General features: G+C 49.8%; 3 protein-coding genes. All 3 read right to left on the minus strand.

The genetic code is table 11. From position 1 onward, the window contains the following. Positions 1–4 precede the first annotated feature (4 nt). The 3 genes from srfAC to srfAA are packed head-to-tail and all read right to left on the minus strand — an operon-like array spanning position 5 to position 25,395. On the minus strand, positions 5–3,832 hold the full coding sequence (gene srfAC / locus AC0C66_RS16580; protein ID WP_461845816.1) for a surfactin non-ribosomal peptide synthetase SrfAC: 3,828 nt from the start codon (positions 3,830–3,832) through the stop codon (positions 5–7). Between the two features lie 35 nt (positions 3,833–3,867). Beyond that, positions 3,868–14,619 (minus strand): surfactin non-ribosomal peptide synthetase SrfAB, encoded by a 10,752-nt coding sequence (gene srfAB / locus AC0C66_RS16585; RefSeq protein ID WP_472973633.1) that lies wholly within the window; start codon positions 14,617–14,619, stop codon positions 3,868–3,870. A gap of 12 nt (positions 14,620–14,631) precedes the next feature. Further along, on the minus strand, positions 14,632–25,395 hold the full coding sequence (srfAA, locus tag AC0C66_RS16590; RefSeq protein ID WP_472973634.1) for a surfactin non-ribosomal peptide synthetase SrfAA: 10,764 nt from the start codon (positions 25,393–25,395) through the stop codon (positions 14,632–14,634). Positions 25,396–25,662: the final 267 nt, after the last annotated feature.

A 25,662-nucleotide genomic window follows, 5' to 3' on the forward strand; every position in this document is an offset into this window, starting at 1 on the left:
TCATTTAGGAAACCGTTATGGTTTGTGTATTAAGAAATTCGAGCAAAATCCCTGCATTCCTATCTAGCGTTTCGCCCTGTAGCATTTCAGCGTGTGTTCCGAAGCCTCTTTTCACACGATAAGCACCTGTTGTTGCCTCTTCCCACGATGTAAGCCATTCCGGCATGTCAAAATCAGCGCCAGAAGTCAGCAGATCAATATCCGCTTTCACCTGGCCTGTGCTGACCAGGTTGACGTAGTAAGAGTAGAAAGCGTGTGTTTTTTGCTTGAGGCCTTGTTTGACGGCCTCGCTGTTGAGCGCTTCATTGTCACGGTTGACATTCATCAACGCTTCAACATCACTCTCAACCGTACGTCCGTCCAGATCACTGACACCTTGTTTTTTATAGGAATCCACCATGATGATCCGCTGAACAATGCGTCCTTGTTCCTCAAGTCTTTTGGCAGCTTCAAACGCCAGGCTGCACCCCGCTGAATACCCGAACAGTGTCAAAGGCCCTTCCGGCTGAAGCTTCTGAATCAAATCCGCATAGCGGTCAATCCGGTCTTCCTCTTCAATAAAATCAAAGGCGTACAGCTTGTATGACGGCAGGCGGCTGGACAGATTTTGGTACATAAGGCCATAGCCCAAGACCGGCGGGAATGCGAAAATGATCTGATCCTGATCGGGATTCATTATTGTTACATCCTGCAATCCATCTGAGCCCCCGTTTTTCAAATACGCTGACATACTGGCGATCGTCGGCGCTTCAAACAAGACCTTTACCGGGAGATCAATCCCGAGCTCTTTCTTGATGCGGGAAGTGGCGGTCATTGCCTTCAAGGAGTGCCCACCGAGCACAAAGAAATCATCATGAATGCCGACTTGCTGTCTGCCAAGAACATCAGACCAGATTTGTGCGATCGTTTCTTCCGTCTCATCTCGTGGCCCGATCCATTCTTCCGCCAGCTGATCCTGATCCGGTTTTGGCAACAGACGTTTATTGACCTTCCCGTTTGTCGTTAAAGGAAGCTCGTCCAAGAAAGTAAAGGTTTGCGGAACCATGTAAGCAGGAAGCTGTTTTTTCAGGTGCGCCTTTACGTCTTGAGCTGAAAGCTGCGCCCGGTTCACGAGGTAGGCGTTGATTGATGCATCGCCAGACTCATGGCCATCTGCCACAACGACCGCATCTTTCACACCTGGATATTCCTGCAGCTGCTTTTCGATTTCTTCAAGCTCAATCCGGTGTCCGCGTATTTTGACTTGGTCGTCAATCCGGCCAGCGTATTCAATCGTTCCGTCCGGCAGCCAGCGTGCTAAGTCCCCTGTACGGTAAAGTGTTTCTCCCGGTTTGAAAGGGTTCGTGATAAACTTTTGTTTCGTCAGGTCATGACGGTTTACATACCCTTTAGATACGCCCATTCCGCTAATGCACAGTTCTCCGACCGCCCCGAATGGCTGGAGCTGGTTTTGCTCGTTAAGTATATAAACACTAGCATTGCTGATCGGCTTTCCGATCGGCAATGAGGAGATGGAATCCGGTATATCATGCACGACGTGAGCGGTCGCAAACACCGTTCCCTCAGTCGGCCCGTAGCAGTTAATCAGCTTGCCCGGCCCCATGATTCGCAGCGCTTTTCTGACGTGAGGCACAGACGCACGCTCTCCGCCAAATAACACGCAGCGAAGCCCTCTCATCCAATCCTCTCCCGCATCTATGAGAAGATTAAATAGAGCAGTTGTCGCAAACATGACATTGACATTCTCCTGCTGGATCAAATCTGTGAGCCGTTCTGTATCAAGCAGCGTATGTTCATCTGCGATAATGAGCCTTGCCGCATTTAATATTGAAGCGTAGAAATCAAAGGTAAACGCGTCAAAGGCATAATTCGAAACAGATAAGAACGTATCTTTTTCAGAAAATGCCATGTAGTCTACGTGCTTGACCAATCCTTGAATATTGGCATGAGTGGTGATATTGCCCTTCGGCTTTCCGGTTGTGCCGGACGTGTACATGATATATGCCGGATCATCGGGTTCAATCGCGATTGCTGGGTCGCTTTCCTGTTCTGCAAATCGTGTTTGATCATCGATGAAGAGCGTTGTTCCTGTATACGGCAGCTGAGCCGCTTTTTCTTTCATCTCCTGATGTGTCAGCAGACAGGCTGCCGCACTGTCAGTCAGCATATATGAAATTCGGTCCTCAGGCAGCTTTGGATCAACCGGCAGATAAGCCGCTCCTGCCTTTAATACGCCGAGAATGCCGATCACCAGTTCAAGCGAACGCTTCGTGTACAACGCTACAACGGAGCCTTTGCCCACGCCTTGCTTTTGCAATCGGCGTGCAAGGCGGTTTGCTTCCTCATCTAATTCGCGATAGGAAAGCGTCTGGCCGGAATACGCAAGCGCCGGTGCATCCGGATTGACGTTCACCGCTTCCTTGAACCACTCCGTCAGAGGCTTTGCCTCATGAGTTTGAGCCGGCGGGTTTAAGCCAGTAAGCAGAAACGCTCTCTCCTTGTCGTCAACGAGATTGATCGTGCTGACAGGCTGATCCGGCTTTTCGATGAGTTGCTGAATCGATGTGAGAAGCTGAGATTTCAGGCGCAGGATAAACGCCTCATCAAACACATTCTCGTTATAGGCTAGCTTAATCAGCATCTCATCCCCCGGGGAAGCCATCAGGTTAAGATCATAATTCGACTTCTCAAAAACATGTACATCCTCCATATCAAAGCCGTTTTCACTGTTTTCTTCATTTTTTGCATCCTGTAGCGGATAATTTTCAAAGACAATGATATGGTCAATCAGTTTTGGCTGATCGGCCTGTGTTTGGATGTCATAGAGCGGCACATATTGATGCGGCTCAGACTGAAGCGATTGCTCCTGCAGCTGCTTGAGCAAACCGTTAAATGTGATATCCTCAGACAGTTTCACACGTCTTGGGACAACGTTGATAAACAGCCCGACCATATGTTCAACGCCTTTGATTTCCGCGGGACGCCCAGAAACGACTGTGCCGAAGGTCAAATCATCAGACTGCTGATAACGGCTGATCAATACGCTCCAGACTGCCTGAAGTGCTGTACTCAAAGTGGTATGCTGCGATTTAGCAAGCTCGGTAAAGGCCTTTGTTTCCGCCTCCGGCAGTGAGAAGAGCAGTTCTTTCGGCTCGTAGCCGTCCGTTTGTTTCTTTCTTTGCTCCGCAAACGTCGTCTGTCCTTCAAAATCCTCTAAATACTCTCGCCAGTAACGCAGTGATGCTTGTTTATCCTGCTTTTCAAGCCACTTGATATAGTCTTTATACGGTTTGACAGGCGGCAAACTGTACGGCTTTTGTTCGCGCAGGGCATTGTATACCTTGAACAGATCCTGCACGACGATACCGAAGCACCAGCCGTCCAAAATAATGTGGTGGTAGCTCCACACCCATTCAAAGCTTTCTTCAGCTTTTTTGAAAATGGCTGCCCGCATGGGAATATCCCGCGTCAAATCAAAACCCCTGATCTTATCCTGTTCTTTGTATTTATTGATTTTGGCTGTTTGCTCGCTGTCCGTTAAGTGTGTCAAATCGATTTCTTCTATATGAAACTGCCGTTTTTTCAATACGACTTGGACAGGTCTTTTTACTTTTTCGTGAATGAACACGGTACGAAATACATCGTACCGGTCCATGATCACATTCATGCTTTCTTCAAGACATTTGATATTCAAGCTGCCTTTTACTTTCATCGTGATTTGTTCAAGGTAAAAGCTCTGGCCGGGATTCAGGATGGTATGAAACAGCATCCCTTCCTGCATCGGCGATAGGTAATACATATCTTGAACCTGATCCTTGCTAAATTGACTCATATGCTTCGCTCCCGCCTTCTGTAATTCCCTTGCGTTTATTTTAAATTCTCCTCAAGCATGTCAAAGATATCGCCCATCTCGTCCATTCCAAGGTCTTCAGCACTGAAGTCGCTTGGCGTGAATTCCTTCTCTTCTTTTTCCGTACAATGGCGGATCAGCATCAGGAGATTTTCTTTAAACCGTTCCATTTGCTCCTCGACTGTAGCTCTTTCAAACTCCTTCTCATTGTAGGAGCAAGAAAGCACAAACCGGCTGTTTCTGACCATGCCGCTGAAGCTTAAAGCGTACAGTGCTTCTGATTCTTCGCTTACTTGGTGCCCCATATCGAAAGCGGACGGCTCAAAGAAGTCGGTTTTTACCTCACTGTCGAATTGGCCTAAATAGTTGAAGCTGATTTCTGGCGTGAAGCCCTTTGTTTCCGCTGTTTCTGTGACATAACGGAGAATGCCGTAGCCAACACCTTTGTCCGGAATGCGGCGCAGGTTTTCTTTGACTGTTTTGATCACGGCTGAGGCATCTGCTTCAGACATGTCGAGCACAACAGGATATTGTGCCGTAAACCAGCCGACCGTTCTGGAGATATTCACATTCGGGATGATGTCCTCCCGTCCGTGTCCCTCCAGGTTAATGCCGATTTTGGCACCGTCTGTCCATTCTTTCATCGTTAAACCGAGCGCGCTGAGAAGAATATCATTGATCTCGGTTCCATATGGCTGATGAACATCCGTTAAGAGATGTTTGGTGTCCTCTTCCGTTAATTCACAAATGACGGATTTTGTATGCTTGACGATCCGCTGCTCTGTTTCGTAGTCCTTCGGCACAGGAGAAACCTGTTCAGCGTCAATTTGCGACCAGTATTCAGCCTGCTGTAAAAGAGCTGCTGATTGGCTGAATGCCGCCAGTTCTTCCGCCCAATCCTTGAAGGAATTTGTTTTTTGCGGGAAGACAACGCTCCCTTCCTTTTCAGCCTGCACGTAGCCTGAAGCAAAATCTTCAAGCAAAATCCGCCATGATACGCCGTCGACCACGAGATGGTGTACAGCGATGAGCAGGTGATCGCCAGCTTCCGTACGGTATTGCTCCGCCTTCAGAAGCGGTCCGTTTTGCAGATCGAGACTGCTTTGCAGCCTGTCCGCGAGAATCTTGATCTGGCTTTTCAGCATCTCTTCATCAGTGCCGTACAGATCCACGATTTCGAAGCTGACCTTGCTTTCGCCGATTGGTTTGTATGCTTGAATGATCTCTCCGTCTTCCTCACGGTAGACCATGCGGAGCGCGTCATGGTGCTCGATCAGTGCCTGCAATGTTTTCTCCACCCGTTCAGGATCAAAGCCCTTCGCGGCGTGAAGCATCACTGATTGGTTCCAGTGGTGCTTGTTCGTGAAGTTCTTTTCATAGAACCAGCGCTGAATCGGCGTCAGAATGACTTCGCCCTCCACAGGCCCTTGGTCTGCCTGTTTGCCTTCGGCACGCTCCACGTATTGGGTCAGCTCCTCAATCGTCGGGTGCTGGAAGAGATCTTTCATCTCCAGCTTCCAGCCGTGCTGGTTCAAGCGGCTCGCCATTTGGATTCCTTTGATGGAATCTCCGCCGAGTGAGAAGAAATTGTCGCTGACACCGATCTCCGAAATGCCGAGCACGTCCTGCCAGATGCCGGCAAGCAGCTCTTCCATATCCGTTGTCGGCGCTTTGTATTCTCCGCTTCCCGCTTCGATGTCCGGCTCAGGCAAGGCTTTGCGGTCAACCTTTCCGTTTGCCGTAACTGGAAGCTCGTTCAGCGTCACCCAGAACGCCGGAATCATGTAGTCCGGCAGGGTTTCTTTCAACGAAGACTTTAATGCTTCTATGTCAGCTGTTTCCGGTGTGACGTACGCCGCGATCGCTGTATTGCCGCCTTTATCTTTGACAGCTGTTACCGCCGCATCCTGCACCTCAGAAAGCTGGGCGAGCTGGACTTCGATTTCTGAGAGCTCGATCCGGTAGCCGCGGACCTTGACCTGCTGGTCGATCCGGCCGATGTATTCGATGCCGCCGTTCTCCCATTTCACCAAATCGCCGGTGCGGTACATGCGTTCACCTGGCACAAACGGATCAGCGACAAACCGCTTCGCGGTTTCGTCTTCTTTATTCAGATAGCCTCGCGCCAATCCGCGTCCCGCCACGCAAAGCTCTCCGGCTACGCCTTCCGGCTGTACCTGATTGCCCTCGCCAAGAATGTACACTCTCGTATTGGCGATTGCCTGCCCGATGGAAAGCGAGCCTTCCTCCGGATTGATCTCTGTACTTGTGGCAACGACCGTATTTTCAGTCGGCCCGTAGTTGTTAACGAGCGTGTACGGCTGTTTCACGGCACGCTTCAGTTTGTCTCCGCCTGTCAGCAATACGCGGAGTGATGTGTTCTCAAGCTCCATGAACTGTTCCGCAAGCTGTGTCGGCAGGAAGGTGATCGTTACGCCGTTCGTTTCGAAATAGTCGTTCAGGCGAACGATATCAAGTCGGATAGCTTCATCGATGACGTGAAGCTCGGCGCCGGTTGTCCAGGTCGGGAACATCTCCCAAATGGAGGCGTCGAATCCGAAGCCCGCGTACTTCGCACTGCGGTCCTCCGCTGTCATGCTGAACGCGTCGTGGTGCCAGAAGCACAGGTTCACAAGCGCATGGTGCTCGACCATGACACCCTTCGGCTGTCCGGTCGTTCCAGACGTGTAAATCATGTACGCGAGGTTCTCCGCGTTTGTATCCGTCTCTGGATTTTCCTCATCGTTTTCATCAAGCGGCAGGCTCAGAATCGTACGGTTGCCATCAAGAAGAATGACCTCTCCCGTATAGCTGTCCGGCACTGCGATGCCTTCCTGTTTCAAGAGAAGCTTCGCACCGCTGTCTTGTAAAATATAGTCAATCCGCTGATCCGGATAGTCAGGATCAATCGGCACAAACGCCGCTCCCGCCTTTAAGACGCCGAGCACCGCGGCGGACATTTCCAGCGACGGCTTCGTGAGAACACCGACGCGCTCATCCGGGCTGATACCGCAGTCGATCAGAATCCGGGCAAGACGGTTCGCCTTCGCATTCAGCTCGCCGTACGTCCACGACTGGCCTTTGTATGTGACAGCCGGGCGATCTTTGTGGCGCTGGGCAGTCTCTTCGAATAGCTGATGAACGGTTTTGTCTGTCGGCACAGGCAGCGTTTTGCCCGTCCATGCCTCGAGAAGCGTTTGTTTTTCTGTTTCGGTGACAAGTGATAGGCTGGAAAGCGGCTGGTTCGGATTTTCCGCAACAGCTTTTAGTAAACGCAGAACGTATTCGCTCCATTTCTCAGCCGTTTCTTTTGAGAACAGATCAGTCGCATATTCGAGCTGCAGACCGATGCCGTTTTCATCAGTGAATCCGCCTAATGTCAGATCAAACTTAGACGTTCCCTGATGGGACTCGTAAGGTGAAATGCTTAGCTTCTCCAATGTAAGCTGTTCTTTATCAGGATTTTCTGTCGTCACCATCACGTTAAACAATGGATTTCGGCTCATATCCCGAGGGAGATCAAGCTGATTGACTAAGTCCTCAAACGGATATTCCTGATGCTCCAGCGCTGACAGGTTCGTCTGCTTCGCTTGCTCCAGGAGCTCTGCAAATGTTTGCTGTTCTTCCGCTTCCATTCTTAAGGCAAGCGTATTGACGAACATTCCCGGCATGTCTTGGACATCAGCATTCATCCGGCCGGCAGTAACGGAGCCGATGACGATATCCCGCTGTCCGGAAATTTTGCTTAAAAAGACGTGGAAAACAGCGTGAAGCACCATGTGCAAGGTCGTTCCGGTTTCTGCGAGCAGTTTTTCTACCGCCTTTGCCGTCTCGCTTCCCGTACGGAAACGGACCGTGTCCCCTTTAAAGCTTTGCACAGGCGGACGGGCGTAATCGAGCGGAAGATCAAGCTCCGGCAGCTCGCCTGAAAGAACCGAGAGCCAGTACGCCTCATGCTCCTTCATCCGTTCCTTTTGCTCAGCTTCATTTTGCCAAACGGCGAAATCCTTATAATGAAGCGCCGGCTCTGGAAGCTGCTCTCCTTTGTAAAGCAACGCCAATTCTTTTACAAAAATGCCTCTTGATACCCCGTCTGCGATGATGTGATGCATATCTAAAAGCAGCAAATGTTTTTTCGCTTCTATGCGAAGCAATGCTGCGCGAATGAGCGGTGCGCCGTTTAAGTCGAATGGCCGGATAAAGTCCTTGATCTTTTGTTCCGCTTCATCTTCTTTCACTTCAAACACATGAAGATCAATCGCCGCCTTCTCAATAATGCGCTGAACAGGCTCACCGTTTGCTTCCATAAATGATGTCCGCAATGACTCGTGGCGGTTTACAAGCTGATTGAGTGAGTCGCGCAGACGTGAAATATCAAGCTCGCCTTCCATCAGAAGAACAGATGGCATATTGTAGCTGATCGTCTGCCGGTCAAGCTGATTCAGTACATACATCCGTTTCTGCGCGGATGACAGTGGGTACATATCCTGTTTGTCAGCCGGTTTGAGCACGTGATGGCCGCCTGAAACTGACGATGCCTCCATGCAAGCCGCAAGCTGGCGAACAGTCGGCTGCTCGAACAGCGCTTTAAGCGGTACGGTTTTCTCCAATTCAGCCTGAATGTTGGCAATGAGCATCATCCCTTTTAATGAATGGCCGCCTAAATCAAAGAAATTGTCGTCGATGCCGATCGCTTCTATGCCAAGCGTTTTCTTCCAAATGCGGCATAGGCTCTCTTCAAGCTCTGTTTCCGGTGCGGCTGAGGTCCTGCGTCCGGATTGTTCCGTGTTCGGCTTCGGCAATGCGTTTCTGTCGGTTTTCCCGTTTGCCGTCAGCGGAATGGCGTCCACCTGCACAAAGAAAGCAGGAATCATATGAGACGGCAGTGTTTGTGAAAGCTGGTTGCGGAGCACTGCTTTTTCAATGGCTTGATCCGCCGTATAATACGCACAAAGCTCTTGAAGCCCGCCCTCGGAAACTGCTAGTACAACCGCTTCTTGAATTCCGCTGAGGCTGAGCATGACCGTTTCAATTTCTTTCGGCTCAATGCGATAGCCGCGGATTTTCACCTGATCATCAGCCCGGCCGATAAATTCAAGCGTACCGTTAGAAAGTCTCCGTACGACATCTCCGGTTTTGTACATGAGACTGCCCGGCGAATATGGATTTTCAACAAATCTCTCGGCTGTCAGCTGAGGCCTGTTGAGATATCCTCTAGCAAGCCCCTGTCCCGTGATATAGAGCTGGCCGCTCGCTCCCGGAGGCACAAGCTTTAACGCCTCATTTAAGACAAGCGCACCGGCATTCGCAATCGGCTGCCCGATTGTCGGGCATTGCGCGAATGCATCCGGTTCAGACAGATTAACCCGTCCGGCGATGGCGCCGATTGTTGCTTCAGTCGGGCCGTAATGATTGATAAATTCGGTATGTCCATACATCTTGCGGAAGGCCAGAACATCATTCGGGATGATTTTTTCTCCTCCCAAGACGATCAAGCGCAAGGATTCAAAGTTTGGCTCTTTTGTAAAGCTGGCCGTGTTCACCACCGTATGGAACAGAGACGGTGTCAGTTTGATATATGTGATCCCGTGTTCCTTGATATAACGCCCCATTTCATCCGGCGCCGTATAGGTTTCCTTCGGCACGATGTGGAGCTCGCCCCCTGCCAGAAGCACAGGGAACATGCTCGTATAGCCTAGGTCGAATGCGTAAGACGAAAGCAATACAGTTTTATCGGTTTCCTTCAGGCCCGCCTCTTCACTAAACCAAGAAACATAGTTTGTCAGATTGCGATGCTCGATCTGCACGCCCTTCGGCTTCCCGGTCGTACCGGACGTATAAATGACGTATGCAAGATTGCGAGATCCGGAGATCGGAGAGGGGCGCTCCTTACTTTCATTTCTCCATTTTGCATCATCAAGGTTGATGATTGTCCCTTCATATTGCCCAATGGCCGTCATGTTTCTTTCGTTCACGACCGCAATTCTCGCACCGCTGTCCTCTAATGAATAGCGGATTCGTTCCTCAGGCGTATCAGGATCAATCGGCAGGAAAGCTGCCCCCGCTTTCATGACACCAAGAATCGATACCATAACCTCAGCTGACCGATCCATGACAATTGCGACGATGTCTTCACTTCCTGCCCCTTGCGCACGAAGATGGTGCGCCAGCTGGTTCGCCTGTTCATCAAGCTCGCGATAGGTCAGCAGATTTCCCCCAGACCTCACCGCAGAATGATCAGGTGTTTGCTGGGCCTGTTCTTCGAAAAGAGCTGCAAAGGTTGCTTCAGTAATTTGAGTCATATGTCTTTCTTCAAGCAAAGCAGCCGTTTCTGCTGGGGAAAGCAGGTCTACATCAGACAGCCGAACGTTCGGATTAGCTGCGGCCGCTTTGATGATATTGACAAAGTGGCTGCTCCAGCGCCGAATCGTCTCGTCCTTAAACAGGGCAGTCGCATAGTCAAAGCTCAGGCCGATATCCTCTTCTCGCTCGACCGCTTCCAAGGAGAGATCAAATTTCGCCACGTGATGAAGCATGGAGTATGAAGAAATCTTCAAATCTCCTAATCTCAATGATGGAATCTCCATGTTCTGCATATTGAACATCACGCTGAACAGCGGACTTCGGCTTGTATCCCTTGTAAGCGGAAGCTTTTCAATCAGCTCCTCAAGGGGATAGCTCTGGTGCTCGAATGCTTGAAGGCTTGCTGTTTTGACTTCTTCAAGGAATTGCGCAAAGGTTTTATCTCCCGCAGGCGCCGTTCTTAGTGCGACCGTGTTGACAAACATCCCCGGCACACCTTGCAGATCAGGATGTGTTCTTCCCGCAGTCGGCGAGCCGACAATGATATCGTCCTGTGACGCGTACTTAGAAAGGAGTACATTGAACGCCGCCAGCAAAAACATATACATTGTCGTATCCGTTTCTGCCAAGAGTGACTTGATTTGAGCCGACATCTGTTTATCAAGCCCAAACATCACGCGCTCTCCAGCAAAGCTCCGTTCAGCAGGCCGCTCGAAATCCGTCGGAAGATCAAGAATCGGCAGCTCCCCTTTAAATGTATCGAGCCAGTATGCCTCATCCTTTTGATGATCAGCATGTTCTTTATGCCAAACAGCGTAATCTTTATAGTGAATTTGCGGCTGCTCAAGATCAGCGCCTTGATACATTTTGGCGAGATCACCGATCAGAATGCCTGTTGAACTGCCGTCAGTAATGATATGGTGCATATCAATCAGCAGCAGGTGGCGTTCTTCTTCAAGCTGGACAAGCTTCGAACGGACGAGCGGCGCGCGGTTTAATTCAAACGGCTGAATGAACGCTTTGATCATTTCCTCTGCGTCTTCTTCCCGTCCCTTGGCAGCCTCCAGCTGGAACGATATGTTTTTATGAACGGTTTGTATAACTTCTCCGTCGATCATGTCAAACGATGTACGAAGGATTTCGTGCCGGTTGATTAATTGCTGAATCGCTTTTTCAAGCCGGTCTTTATCTACTTCTCCCTCCAGCAAAAGTACAGCGGGGACGTTGTAGCTTGTGTTTGCTTGTCCAAGCTGATTGAGGATATACATTCTCCGCTGGGCCGGGGATACAGGATAATGCTGCTGATAAGGTGCTTGCCTGATCGGTTCAAACGTCTGCTCCTCCTTGCTTTCATTCTCGTCCAAATACAGCGCCAGTTCTTGAATGGTCGGCTTTTCAAAGAGCACTTTAATCGGTACTTCCTTATGAAAATGCTCCTGGATTTTCGCCGTCATCATCATCGCTTTCAAAGAATGACCGCCGATCATAAAGAAGTTATCGGTAACGCCTGCTTTGACGCCGAGTATCCCTTCCCAGATCTCCGCTAATTTCTTTTCACTCTCTGTTTCTGGTGCTGCGTACTCCGGCTGCACGGCTTCTGATTGAGGAGCAGGCAGTTCTTTTTTGTTGATTTTTCCGTTTGGCGTGAGCGGCAGGCTGTCCATCTGAATCAAATGGGCAGGAACCATATAGTCAGGCAAAGACTGGGACAGCGTTTTTCTCAGCCAGCTCACAGACACTTCACGGTCCGCCGTAAAGTACGCGCAAATTTCATTTTCATCTGCTTCGTTCTTGCGGATGATCACTGCAGCCTCTGTCACATGCTCTGCCATGTTCAGTTCTGTTTCAATTTCGCCAAGCTCAATTCGGAAGCCGCGCACCTTCACTTGATTGTCGATTCTTCCTAAAAATTCGATATTGCCGTCCGGCAGCCATCTCGCCAAGTCGCCAGTGCGATAAATCCTTTCACCCGGTCTGAACGGATCTTCAAGAAATTGCTTCTCCGTCAGCTCAGGAAGATTGACATAACCTCGCGCTACCCCGTTTCCTCCGACACACAGCTCGCCGGGCGCGCCAATTGGCTGCAAACGCTGCTGCTCATCCATGATGTAGGCAGTCGAATTTCCGATAGGCTTCCCGATTGGAATAGAGCCGCTAAACTCACGGTCGATCAGAAAACTTGTTGAAAATGTCGTGTTTTCTGTCGGGCCGTATCCGTTCCACAACGAAAGCGACGGCGATGCCTGCTTCACTTTGCTGACAATATGCGGCACGAGCGCATCTCCGCCGATGATTAAATGGCGCAGTGTGCCGAACATGCCGGCATCCTTTGAAGCAAGCTGGTTGAATAAAGGTGATGTCAGCCACATGGTCGTGATTCTCTGCTCACGCAGGAATGCCGCAAATTGTTTCGCATCAAGCAACGTCTCTTTTTTGACCGGATAAAGCGCTGCGCCATTCAGCAGTGCGCCGAATACCTCAAACGTGCCGGCATCAAAGCTGACAGCTCCCGTTTGCGCCATGCGGTCCTCCTCATGAACAGGAACGTAACCGGCATTTTTGACGAGACGAAGAATACTTTTATGTTCAATCATGACGCCTTTCGGTTTGCCCGTCGAACCAGATGTATACATGATGTATCCCAAATCAGACGGTGCGGAAGACAGATTGAGATTGTCAGCAGCTTCGCACTCTTCAAAGCCGATGTCCAGTGTAAGAACCGGCACTTGCAGCTGATGCGCCTGCTCTGTATAAGACTTTCCGGCCAATACCATCCGAATCGAGCTGTCCTCCGCCATGAAACGAAGACGATCTTCAGGAAGCGCTGGATCAAGCGGCACATAGGCGGCGCCTGCTTTTAACACAGCCAGCATGCCGACAACGGTTTCTGCTGAGCGATCGTTCATAATCGCAGCTGTTTCCCCTTTTTGAAGACCTTGTTCGACAAGCTTTCTCGCCAGACGGTTTGCCGCTGTATTCAGCTGACGGTATGTCAGCTCGGCTCCTTCATATACGACGGCAGTGCTTGCCGGTGTTCGCTGCGCTTGCTCTTCAAACACTTGATGAACGGCCAATCCTTCTGGAAATTCGGCTTTCGTCTGGTTAAACGCCTCGACAATTTGCCGCTGCTCTTCGTCTCCCACAAGCCCGTACTCACGGACAAAAGCGTCCGGCTGATCGACAGCCGCTTCCATCATGCGGGTAAGGTGCTCCGCTGCCCGTTCGATAAAAGCAGAATCAAAGGCGGCACCGTTATATTTGATTTTGACAGTCCACGTTTTGCCTGGATACACAATCAGATTGAAATCGAAGCTCGTTTGCTCAAATGCGCTTTCTACCTTGATAGAAAATCCGAGGCGGTCTTCCATGCTGCCGTTTTCAAGCTCTTGGTCAAGCGGATAATTTTCAAACGCGACCAGATGGTTCAAGAGATTGCCATCAAGAGCTGAGCGTTTTTGAATCTCATAGAGCGGCACGTAATCGAAGCGCTCCGCCTCAACTGCATGCTGCTGAACAGCTGAGAAAATATCAGCGAAAGCAGCATTACGATCAACTTTTACCCGCACCGGAATGGTGTTGATAAACAGTCCTGCCATCGTTTCAATGCCGTTGATTTCAGATGGCCGGCCTGATACGACCGTGCCGAAGACAACGTCATTCGTAAAGTTGTATTTGCTGAGAACAATGCCCCAAACGGCCTGAAACAGGTTAGGTCCTGTCACTTGATGGCGGTTTGCGGTTTGCTGAATGCGGGCAACCAGTTTTTCGTCCCATGTAAATGAATATTCTTTGTTAACGTATTCGTCTTTTTTCTCAGGCAGGCGGCCCGGGAGCACGCTCGGCTGTTCAAAACCCGCCAAGCGTTCGCTCCAGTAGCTCTCCGCTTCTTCATTGTCCTGTTTTCCAAGCCACTTGATGTAGTCGGAATAAGGCTTTCCCTGACCGTTTGCCGGTGTTCGGCCTGCTCTGAGCGCTTCGTAATTTTGGAACAGGCTTTTCATGAGTACGCCCATGCTCCAGCCGTCCATCATAATATGATGATTACTCCAGACTAGATACAGCTGATCTGCATCAAGACGGAAAACCGCCACCTTGAACAGCATGTCTTTTGCCAGATTAAAACCTTGGCGCTGCACGTCTTGTTTATAACGCTCAATATGCTCTTTCTGGCGGTTTTGGTCCGCATGACTAATATCTTCATAGTGCACCTTTGTTTTGCGTTCCGCTAACACGACCTGACGCGGTTTTTGCAGCTGCTGATGCACAAATACCGTACGGAGAATATCGTATGACCGAATCAGTTCATTGACGCTTTTCTCAAAGATTTCAAGATCAAAAGCACCGTGAATTCCAAGCTCTAATTGTGTAAAATACGAGGATGAATGCGGATCAAGCATCGCATGATACAGCATTCCCTCCTGCATCGGTGTCAGTGCGTACACCTTTTGAATCGATTTTTTGCTCATATGCCACCTCTATTAGAAAATTTCCATTAATTTATCCAGTTCATCCAGCGTCAAATCGTCGTCGCCAAGGTCACTCGGCGTCAGTTCCGTTCCATCTTGAGATAGGCAATGTTCAATGATTCTGAGAAGATGGGCTTTAAAGCTGTCGCTGAATGTCTTTATCGTTTTTTCATGAAATTCAAGAGAATGATAGGCCATTGACATCGTCAGTTTTCCGTTTTCAATGTATCCGACAACATCGAGCGCACTCGGTTTTTCTGTTTCCGGGCTTAACGACTGTCCTGACGGCAGCTCTGATCTCTTGAACAAGCCTGCATCCGACATGTCATCGAACTGTCCTAAGTAGTTAAAGCTGACATCCGGCTGAATCGAGAACGCCACATCTTCTTTATGTTCCGGCGCCGTCAAATAGCGGAGAATGCCGTACCCGACTCCCTTATTCGGTACATGTCTGATATCTTCTTTCATTTGCTTCAGCTGGTAGCCCAGATCATCCGTATGCTTCATATCGAGCACCATCGGGTACATACTCGTAAACCAGCCGACTGTCCGGGAAATGGTCAGGTCTTCTATGATTTCTTCACGTCCATGCCCCTCTAAATGAACACTTACTTGATCCTGACCTGTCCACTCCTTCATTGCCAATCCGAATGCTGTCAGTAAAATATCATTCATTTCTGTGTGATATGCCTCATGCACCTTTGTGGTGAGCTGTTCTGTTTCTTCAGCAGTCAGCGAAAATTCGATTGTCTTTGTATGTTTCATTCGCTGATCACCAGATTCGCGATCCTTCGGAAGCTTCGCCGCGACAGTTTGTTCTTCAAGCTGTCTCCAATACTCTTTTTCTTTCAAAAAGGCTTTGGAATTCGCGAAGTCTTGTAATCTCTCTGCATACTCCGCAAATGAATGTGTTTTCTGTGGGAGTACCGGTTCATTGCTTTGCTCAAGCTGTGTATATACCGCGGCGAAATCCTCCAGTAAAATCCGCCACGACACGCCGTCAACCACTAAGTGGTGAATGGCAAGAAGCAAATGGTCTCCGTCTTCCGCTTGGAACAAGCCTGCTTTTAACAAGCCGCCTTCCTGCAAGTCGATGCTGCTCTGCAGCCGTTCCGCTTCTCTCTCTATGCGGTCTTCATGATCTTTTGCTTGGCCCTCAATTTGGATGATCTCCAATTGAGCTGAAGCAGCTTCAAGTCCTCTGTTGTATTGAACGACCTCTTTCGTTCCCTCACGATAAACCATGCGGAGCGCGTCATGATGTTCGATCAGTGCCTGCAATGTTTTCTCCACCCGTTCAGGATCAAAGCCTTTCTTCGCATGAAGCATCACTGATTGGTTCCAGTGGTGCTTGTTCGTGAAGTTCTTTTCAAAGAACCAGCGCTGAATCGGCGTCAGAATGACTTCGCCCTCCACCGGGCCTTGGTCTGCCTGTTTGCCTTCGGCACGCTCCACGTATTGGGTCAGCTCCTCAATCGTCGGGTGCTGGAAGAGATCTTTCATCTCCAGCTTCCAGCCGTGCTGGTTCAAGCGGCTCGCCATTTGGATTCCTTTGATGGAATCTCCGCCAAGCGAGAAGAAATTGTCGCTGACACCGATCTCCGAAATGCCGAGCACGTCCTGCCAGATGCCGGCAAGCAGCTCTTCCATATCCGTTGTCGGCGCCTTGTATTCTCCGCTTCCCTCTTCGATGTCCGGCTCAGGCAAGGCTTTGCGGTCAACCTTTCCGTTTGCGGTAACTGGAAGCTCGTTCAGCGTCACCCAGAACGCCGGAATCATGTAGTCCGGCAGGGTTTCTTTCAACGAAGACTTTAATGCTTCTATGTCAGCTGTTTCCGGTGTGACGTACGCCGCGATCGCTGTATTGCCGCCTTTATCCTTCACGGCTGTTACCGCCGCATCCTGCACCTCAGAAAGCTGGGCGAGCTGGACTTCGATTTCCGAGAGCTCGATCCGGTAGCCGCGGACCTTGACCTGCTGGTCAATCCGGCCGATGTATTCGATGCCGCCGTTCACCCATTTCACCAAATCGCCGGTGCGGTACATGCGTTCACCCGGCACAAACGGATCAGCGACAAACCGCTTCGCGGTTTCGTCTTCTTTATTCAGATAGCCTCGCGCCAGTCCGCGTCCCGCCACGCAAAGCTCTCCGGCTACGCCTTCCGGCTGTACCTGATTGCCCTCGCCAAGAATGTACACTCTCGTATTGGCGATCGCCTGCCCGATGGAAAGCGAGCCTTCCTCCGGATTGATCTCTGTACTTGTGGCAACGACCGTATTTTCAGTCGGCCCGTAGTTGTTAACGAGCGTGTACGGCTGTTTCACGGCACGCTTCAGTTTGTCTCCGCCTGTCAGCAATACGCGGAGTGATGTGTTCTCAAGCTCCATGAACTGTTCCGCCAGCTGTGTCGGCAGGAAGGTGATCGTTACGCCGTTCGTTTCGAAATAGTCGTTCAGGCGAACGATATCAAGTCGGATGGCTTCATCTATGACGTGAAGCTCGGCGCCGATTGTCCAAGTCGGGAACATCTCCCAAATGGAGGCGTCGAATCCGAAGCCCGCGTACTTCGCACTGCGGTCCTCCGCTGTCATGCTGAACGCGTCGTGGTGCCAGAAGCAAAGGTTCACAAGCGCATGGTGCTCGACCATGACACCCTTCGGCCGTCCGGTTGTTCCAGACGTGTAAATCATGTACGCCAGGTTCTCCGCGTTTGTATCCGTCTCTGGATTTTCCTCATCGTTTTCATCAAGCGGCAGGCTCAGAATCGTACGGTTGCCATCAAGAAGAATGATCTCTCCCGTATAGCTGTCCGGCACTGCGATGCCTTCCTGTTTCAAGAGAAGCTTCGCACCGCTGTCTTGTAAAATATAGTCAATCCGCTGATCCGGATAGTCAGGATCAATCGGCACAAACGCCGCTCCCGCCTTTAAGACGCCGAGCACCGCGGCGGACATTTCCAGCGACGGCTTCGTGAGAACGCCGACGCGCTCATCCGGGCTGATACCGCAGTCGATCAGAATCCGGGCAAGACGGTTCGCCTTCGCATTCAGCTCCCCGTACGTCCACGACTGGCCGTTATATGTAACAGCCGGGCGGTCTTTGTGGTGCTGGGCAGTCTCTTCGAATAGCTGATGAACGGTTTTGTCTGTCGGCACAGGCAGCGTTTTGCCCGTCCATGCCTCGAGAAGCGTTTGTTTTTCTGGTTCAGTGACGAGTGACAGGCTGGAAAGCGGCTTGTTCGGATTGCCGGTGACTGCATCTAGAAGCTGCATCCAGTATTGCTTCCATCGTTCGATTGTTTCAGGTTTAAACAGCGCTGTATTGTATTCAAGTACGAACGTAAGCCCTCCGTCCGTTTCGTCAGCCGTCAGTGTGATGTCAAACTTGGCCGTTTTCCGTTCAAACGGATGCGGCTCCAGCTGAATCCCTTTCATCGTTAGATCCTTGATATTCGCATTTTGCATCGAAAATACTGCGTCGAATAACGGATTTCTGCTCGTGTCACGCTGAACCTGTACGTTTCCGATCAGGTCCTCAAGCGGATAATCCTGCGCTTCAAAAGCATTGAGCGCGGTTTCTTTCACTTCGCCAAGATAGTAAGCAAACGTCTTTTCACCTTTCGGATACGTTCGCAGCGCCAACGTATTGACGAACATTCCGATGACGTGGCTGACGTCAGCTTGGGATCGTCCGGCTACCGGTGAACCGACGATGATATCGTGTTGCCCGCTCAGTTTTGATAAAAACGCACTGTATGAAGCCAGAAGCACCATGTACAGTGTTGAATCCGTTTCTTTTGCTAGTCTACGCAGGGCATCAGCTTTGCCTGCCTCTAATGAAAATGCAATGCGGTCTCCCTCAAATGTTTGAACCGCAGGCCGGCTATAGTCAGTCGGTAGCGTCAGCACCGGCAACTCTCCGTCCAGCTCCTTCAGCCAATGCTCCTCTTGTTTCTTGTAAAGCTCAGACTGAATGAACTTCTGCTGCCACACGGCATAATCCTTATATTGAATGCGGAGCGGCTCAAGGGTTTCTCCGTCGTACAGCTTCGAAAGTTCATCAATCAGCACACCGACAGACGCACCATCAGAAATAATATGATGCATATCGAACAGCAGCACATGCTCAGTGTCTGAATGCTTGATCAGACCCATTCTGAACAGCGGGAGCCGATCAATTTTGAAAGGCCTGATAAACTCAGAAACGATCCGCTCTGTCTCTTCTTCTGCGGCTTCGAAATATGCCATCTCACAATCAGCTTCTTCCCAGATCCGCTGCACCGTTTCTCCATCTTTTATTTCAAACGTGGTTCTAAAGGCTTCATGGCGCTGCATTAACTGCTGCATGACGCTGTTAAGCCTTTCAACATCAAGCTCACCTGTAAGGCGCAGAACCGCCGGCATGTTATAGCTCGTTTGCGCTCCTTCAAGCTGCTGGAGCACGTACATCCGTTTTTGCGGTGAGGAAACAGGATACGAATCTTGTTTCTTAGCCGGGCTGATGCTGATGGCTGTCCCTTTTTCAGCAGAGGCAATTACCTGTGCTAGGCCCTCAACCGTAGGTGACTGGAAGAGATCTTTGAGTGACAGCTCAACACCCAGTTCCTGATGAACTAAGGCAAGCATCTTCATGCCTGCTAATGAATGTCCGCCGATGTCAAAGAAGTGGTCATAAACGCCGACCTGTTGAACCTGAAGCACCTGCGCCCAAATGTCTGCGAGTTTTTGTTCCGTTTCATTGCGAGGCGCAACATATGAAACACCTCTTGAGACGCTGGCATCAGGAAGCGGCAGCGCTCTCCGGTCGATTTTTCCGTTCCCGGTCAGCGGCAGCTCGTCCATTTGGATAAACACCGCAGGAACCATATAAGCGGGCAGGTCCTTTGCCGCATGTTCTCTCAGCTCTTGAGATGAGATTTCTCCCTCTCCGACAAAGTACGCGCAGAGCAGCTTGTCTCCCGCTCCTTGATCAACAGCAAGCACAACAGTCTCCTGCACGCGGTCATGGGTTTGCAGCTGATGTTCGATTTCTCCAAGCTCGATGCGCTGTCCGCGGATTTTCACCTGATGGTCGATCCGCCCGATAAATTCGATGTCGCCACTCGGCAGCCATCTGGCGAGGTCACCCGTTTTATACATGCGTTCGCCGGACGTAAACGGATGCGGAACGAACTTCTCCTCAGTCAGTTCAGGACGGTTGTAATATCCTTTCACGAGCCCTTCGCCGCTAACGCAAAGCTCCCCGGCGATCCCGGCAGGCTGCACGTGTCCCGCCCGGTCAAGGATGTATACTTCCGTATTGCTGACCGGTTTTCCAATCGGAACAGACAGTGTGTCCTCCTCCAATTCATCAACCGGATGATACGTCGCGAAAACCGTGCTTTCAGACGGCCCATACATGTGAAGGAGCTTGCCTTTTCCAACCGTTTGCAAAGCTTTTCTTACATGCTCGACCGAAGCCCGCTCCCCGCCGAACATAATCTTGCGCAGCGTTGACAAGCACGCCGGATTCAAGTCCACAAGCAGGTGGAACAAAGCAGTTGTAATCATAAGAATGCTGATGTTCTCCCGCTCAATAACGCGAGACAGGCGAGCCATATCCAAAACTGTTTCTTTCGGTATCAGTACAAGCTTGGCACCGTTTAACAAAGAACCGAACATATCAAACATAAACGCATCAAACACGTAATTGGAAAGTCCGAGAATCGTATCCTGTTCTGTAATGTTGAGATAATTCGTTTCCTTCACCGTGCGCAGAATATTGGCATGTGTCACGATATTTCCCTTTGGTGTTCCTGTCGTTCCGGAAGTATACGTCAGGTTGGCCATCACCGCTGAATGAAGAGGCAGTGCGAGATTTTGCGCATCGGCATGATAGCTTTCTTCCTCATCTGCAAGCACGATAACGCCGTCGAATTCCGCTTTTTCTGCTAAGGCCTTTAATTTTTTCTGCGTGAGAAGCACCTTTGCTCCGCTGTCACGGAAGAAATGCTGCATCCGCTGAATCGGATGTTCCGGATCAATCGGAACATAAGCCGAGCCAGCTTTTAAAACTGCGAGGATCGACACAATCATGTCCATTGACCGCTCGCACAAGACTGCCGCTGTTCTGCCTTCGCCTGCCCCGAGAGAAAGAATGCCGCGCGCTAAACGATTGGCCCGTTCATTCAGCTCTCGATAGGTAAGTGATTTGCCTTCATATTGAAGTGCCGGATGGTCTGGCGTTTTCGCCGCTTGCTCTTCAAACAGCTGAACAATCGTTTTATCTTTCGGATAAGGTGTTCTGCCCGGGTTAAACTGCTGAATTTGCGATGCAGCCTCCTCTTCAGAAAGAAGCTTGTACTCAGAAATCTGTTTTTCAGGCTCAGCCGCAGCATCTTCAAGCAAACGCGCAAAATGGTTGAGCAGCCTGTCAGCCGTGCTTTGTTTAAACAGCTTCGTGCTGTAGTCCAAATCAAGTTCAATGCCTACATCGGTCTCTCTCGCCTGTATCGTTAAATCAAATTTGGCAATCTTGAAGTTGGTCTCATGAACAGACACGGACAGATCGCCGACAGCCGGAATACCCTCTGTCGCATTTTGAAGACTAAACATCGTGTCAAACAGCGGATGTCTGCTTACATCACGCGGAATGTTCAAATCTTCAACAAGCCACTCAAACGGATAGTCCTGATGAGAAAAGGCATCCAGCACCTGTTTGCGGACACGGGTGATCAAATGGGTAAACGTCTCGTCCTGCTTCACTTCACTGCGAATCGCGAGCGTATTGACGAACATCCCGACAATCCCCTCTGTATCGGAGTGGTTTCTGCCCGCAGACGGTGTGCCGACAATGATGTCATCCTGTCCCGTATACTTTGACAAAAGCGTATAGTAAGCGGACAGCATCACCATATACAGCGTGGCGCCATTTTGTTCAGCCAAACGATTTAAACGATCCTTTAATCCCGCATCCAGCTTGATTGACACCCGATCTCCTTCAAAACTTTGAACAGGCGGTCTCGGGTAATCGGACAGAAGCTGAAGCACCGGAAGCTCACCCGCAAAGGCTTCCTTCCAATACGCCCGGTCCTTCTGGTACCCTTCAGCAGCCTGGCCGCTTTGCCACACAGCGTAATCCTTATATTGAAGACGAAGCTCAAGAAGCTGTTCGCCTTTGTATATCCGTGCTAACTCCTCCAAAATAATGCCGATGGACACACCGTCAGAAATCAAATGATGCATGTCAAACAGAAGCATATGACGGTTCTCTTCAAGCTCCATCAAGCCGATTCTGAACAGCGGTGCTTTCGCCAAATCAAATCTCCGGACGAATGAAGTCATAATTCCCTCATCTGAGCGGCCGCCTCTTTCAATCATCTCGATGTTGAAATCGACGCTGTCATGAATTTTCTGTCTCGGCGTACTGTTTTCAAGAATAAATGACGTTCTCAAAGACTCGTGGCGGCGGATTAACCCTTGAAATGCGTGCTCCAGCTTTTGAATCTCTAAAGGCCCTTCCAAAATCGCTGCCGCTGGCATGTTGTACCCAACACCCGCATCCTCGAACTGGCTGACGATATATGTTCGCTGCTGTGCTAAGGAAAGCGGGTAATGCTCCTGTTTTTCAGCAGGTTCAATCGCTGCAAATTCCCGGATTTCTCTGTGTTTGGCTTCCTCCGCAAGAGCCGCAATCGTCGGATGCTCAAACAAGTATTGAAGCGGAATGTCAGCGCCTGTTTCCTTATGAATCTTTGTTAAAAGCGTCATGGCCTTCAATGAGTGTCCGCCCGTTTCAAAGAAATTGTCAAAGATCCCCGCCTTCTCAACATTCAGCACGTCCTGCCAAATGGCTGCGATTGCTTTTTCCGTATCATTGCGCGGCGCGGTATAGGCCGTTCCGCTGACCGCCTTCACTTCTAATGCAAACAGCTTGCGGCGGTCCACTTTACCGCTTGGCGTGAGCGGAATTTCGGTCACTTCTGTAAAGTAAGCCGGCACCATATAGTCAGGAAGCTGTCTGGCCGCATGCTCCCGCAGGCTGGCCGGAGTAAATTCACTGCCAGTCTTCTGCACAACATATGCGCAAACCTCAAGATTTCCCTGTTCATCAGGACGTGCCAAAACAACGGCTTTCATAACGTCTGGCGCCTGCTGAATCACGGCTTCAATTTCTCCAAGCTCAATCCGGTATCCGCGGACTTTGACCTGGTCATCCTCTCTGCCTAAATATTCGATTGTTCCATCTGGCAGCCAGCGCACCACGTCTCCGGTCCGGTACATGCGATCGCTTGGCACAAATGGATCTTGTAAAAACTTCTCAGCCGTCAATTCAGGCAAATGTAAATAGCCTCGGCCAACACCGTCACCTGCGATATAAAGCTCGCCAGCCACGCCTTCCGGCTGCAACCTGCCTTTTTGATCCAAAATATATAAGCGGTTATTCCCCAGCGCTTTCCCGATTGGCACATATGCTGATTGAACGGCACTCTCTGGGATAACCGGATGAACGGACGCGTCAACACACGTTTCAGTCGGCCCGTATACATTGGTCAAACGCGGTGCTGTGCCTGCTTCTTTAAACAGCTTCAGCAGCTTGTCCGCAACAACAGACGATAGGCCCTCTCCTCCGATCAGCATATGCTTCAGCTTAAGGCCTTCAAAATCGCCCGCCGCGATCAGCATTTGCAGATGGGCAGGTGTTCCGTCCGTCGCTTCAATGCTGTGCCTGCGATAATATGCAGCAAGGGCAGATCCGTTTGTCACTGTTTTCTTAGGTACGATATAAAGGGTTTGTCCCAAAAGAAGCGACGCGAAAATCTGCTTCACTGACGCATCAAAGTGGAACGGCGCAAGCAATGCCATCCGCAGTGTTTGGCTACTGCTTTGATAAATCGTCTGCTGCAAAGATTCAACCAAGTGTTGAACCTGGCGATGCTCGATCATAACACCTTTCGGACGTCCGGTTGTTCCCGATGTGTAAATAATGTAGGCAAGGTTCCGTGCGTCCACACCTGCATTCAGGCTTTCGTCTGCACCTTCCGCAATCGCCTGATCAAAATCAATCAGTTCCGCATCGGCTGCAGGAGCCGCAACCTTCGATTCAGTCAGGATGAAGTCCGCACCGCAGTCCTCTAAAATATATTGAATGCGCTCCACCGGAAAAGCGGGATCAATCGGCACATATGCCCCGCCGGCTTTTAAAATCCCCATGATAGACGTAATCATCCGTTCAGAGCGTTCGATTAGAACCGCGACAGGAATGTCCGGGCCAACTCCTTTCTGTTTCAGCACATTGGCGATGCGTGCAGATTGTTCATGTAACGTTTGATAGGACAATGTGCGATCTTCAAATACAACCGCTGGATAATCAGAAAGTTGCTCAGCCTGTTCTTGGAACAACTCTGGAATCGTCATATCCTTACGATAGCTGACAGATTCACCGCCGGCCCTCGCAAGCAGCTTCTCTTTCTCCGCTTCAGCAATCAGCGTCAATTCATCAATTGCATCATCTGGATGCGATAACGCGTTCTCCAGCATCGTAATCATGCGTTCACAAACAATTTTGATTTCTTCACGTGAAAATAAATCAGTTCGGTAATCAAAATCAATGGTGAGTTTTCCAGTATCCCATCGATCCTTTACATGAATCGAGACATCATTTAATCCGCTGCCGCTGAAAATCGGCTCAGTCAAAAAGGCAAGATCCTCTTCTTTCTGCCACTGCATCACCTGATATTCAAGAGAAACCGTAAACAGCTTGGTCAGAGAGCTCTTTGTTTCACGTAAATCGTTGATCAGGAGGTTATACGGATACTTTTGGTGACGAAGCGTCTTCATGAGATCCTTCATCCGGTCTTTGACAAAATCTAAAAACGACTGGCCGCCGTCTACGTTTGTCCGAAGCGGAACTGTCGAAACAAACATGCCAAACATCTGCTTCTCTTTCGCATTTGTCCGGTTGCCCATAAAGGTTCCCGTCACGACATCATTCTGGCCGCTGATTCTGTACAAATAGGCAGCAAGCACCGATTGAAACACTGAAAGAACACTGACCTTGTTCGCCTCACAAAACGATAGGATCTGCTGATGAAGCGCTTCAGGCACATCCTTAGAGAACCTCTCAGCATCTAAACTTCCTCCTGCGGAAGTATTTCGTTTCAGGGAAACAAGTTCAGGCACCGATTCGAATTGCTTGTTCCAAAACGCCTTATCCTTTTCAAACCGCTTCGATTGAGCATAGTCCTGTTCAGATAAAACATGATCGATAAATGAATGCGAGATTCCTTCTTTTGTTTCTGAGCCGCCGGCTAATTCTAAATAAATGTGCATAATCGCATTTCCGAGAATATTCATAGAGATTCCATCAGAAATCACGTGATGAACATTTGCGTAAAACCACACTTCATTTTCCTTTATGGTGAATATGGAAAAACGGAATAAGTCACAATCGTACAGCGGTAAAGGTTTTTTCGTTTCCTCCCGGCTCCATTGTGAAATAGACTCAATCGCATTCGGATCTTCAGTGGTGTCAGTATGTTTTATATCAACAGGCCGATACTCGCTTATATATTGAACAGGCTCTCCGTTTTCATCGAGCCGCAAACGAAGGCGCATGGCGTCATTTCTGCGGATAAACTCTTGAATCGCCTGCTCAACAAGCACCCAGTCAACCTTATCAGTTGAAACCAGCTTACCAATCCCCGCAAGATTCGAAATACTAGTGTGAGGATAAAATTTTTCTGTATACCAAATTCGTTTTTGTGCATCCGTTAAAGGATAAAAAGTTATTTCCATATTGTCATACCTCCCCTAATCTTCAATAAGCAGTGAACATGTGCAGCGTGTTTTCCCTTTCTTATCCATAAAACTTTTAATCCTTATGAACTAAAAGCCAAAAAAGCCCAAAGTACTACACTTAAAAAGCAGTGCATCCAAATAAAAAAATAGATTGCCGCTATCAAAACGGGCTGCCATCATCATTGCGGCGTTTAACATAAGCGGATAAAGACCGCAAGATCCCTCATCCCAACAGGAAACAAATTTGGCTATTTATTCATTGTT

It is taken from the genome of Bacillus sp. VA13 (assembly GCF_055710085.1).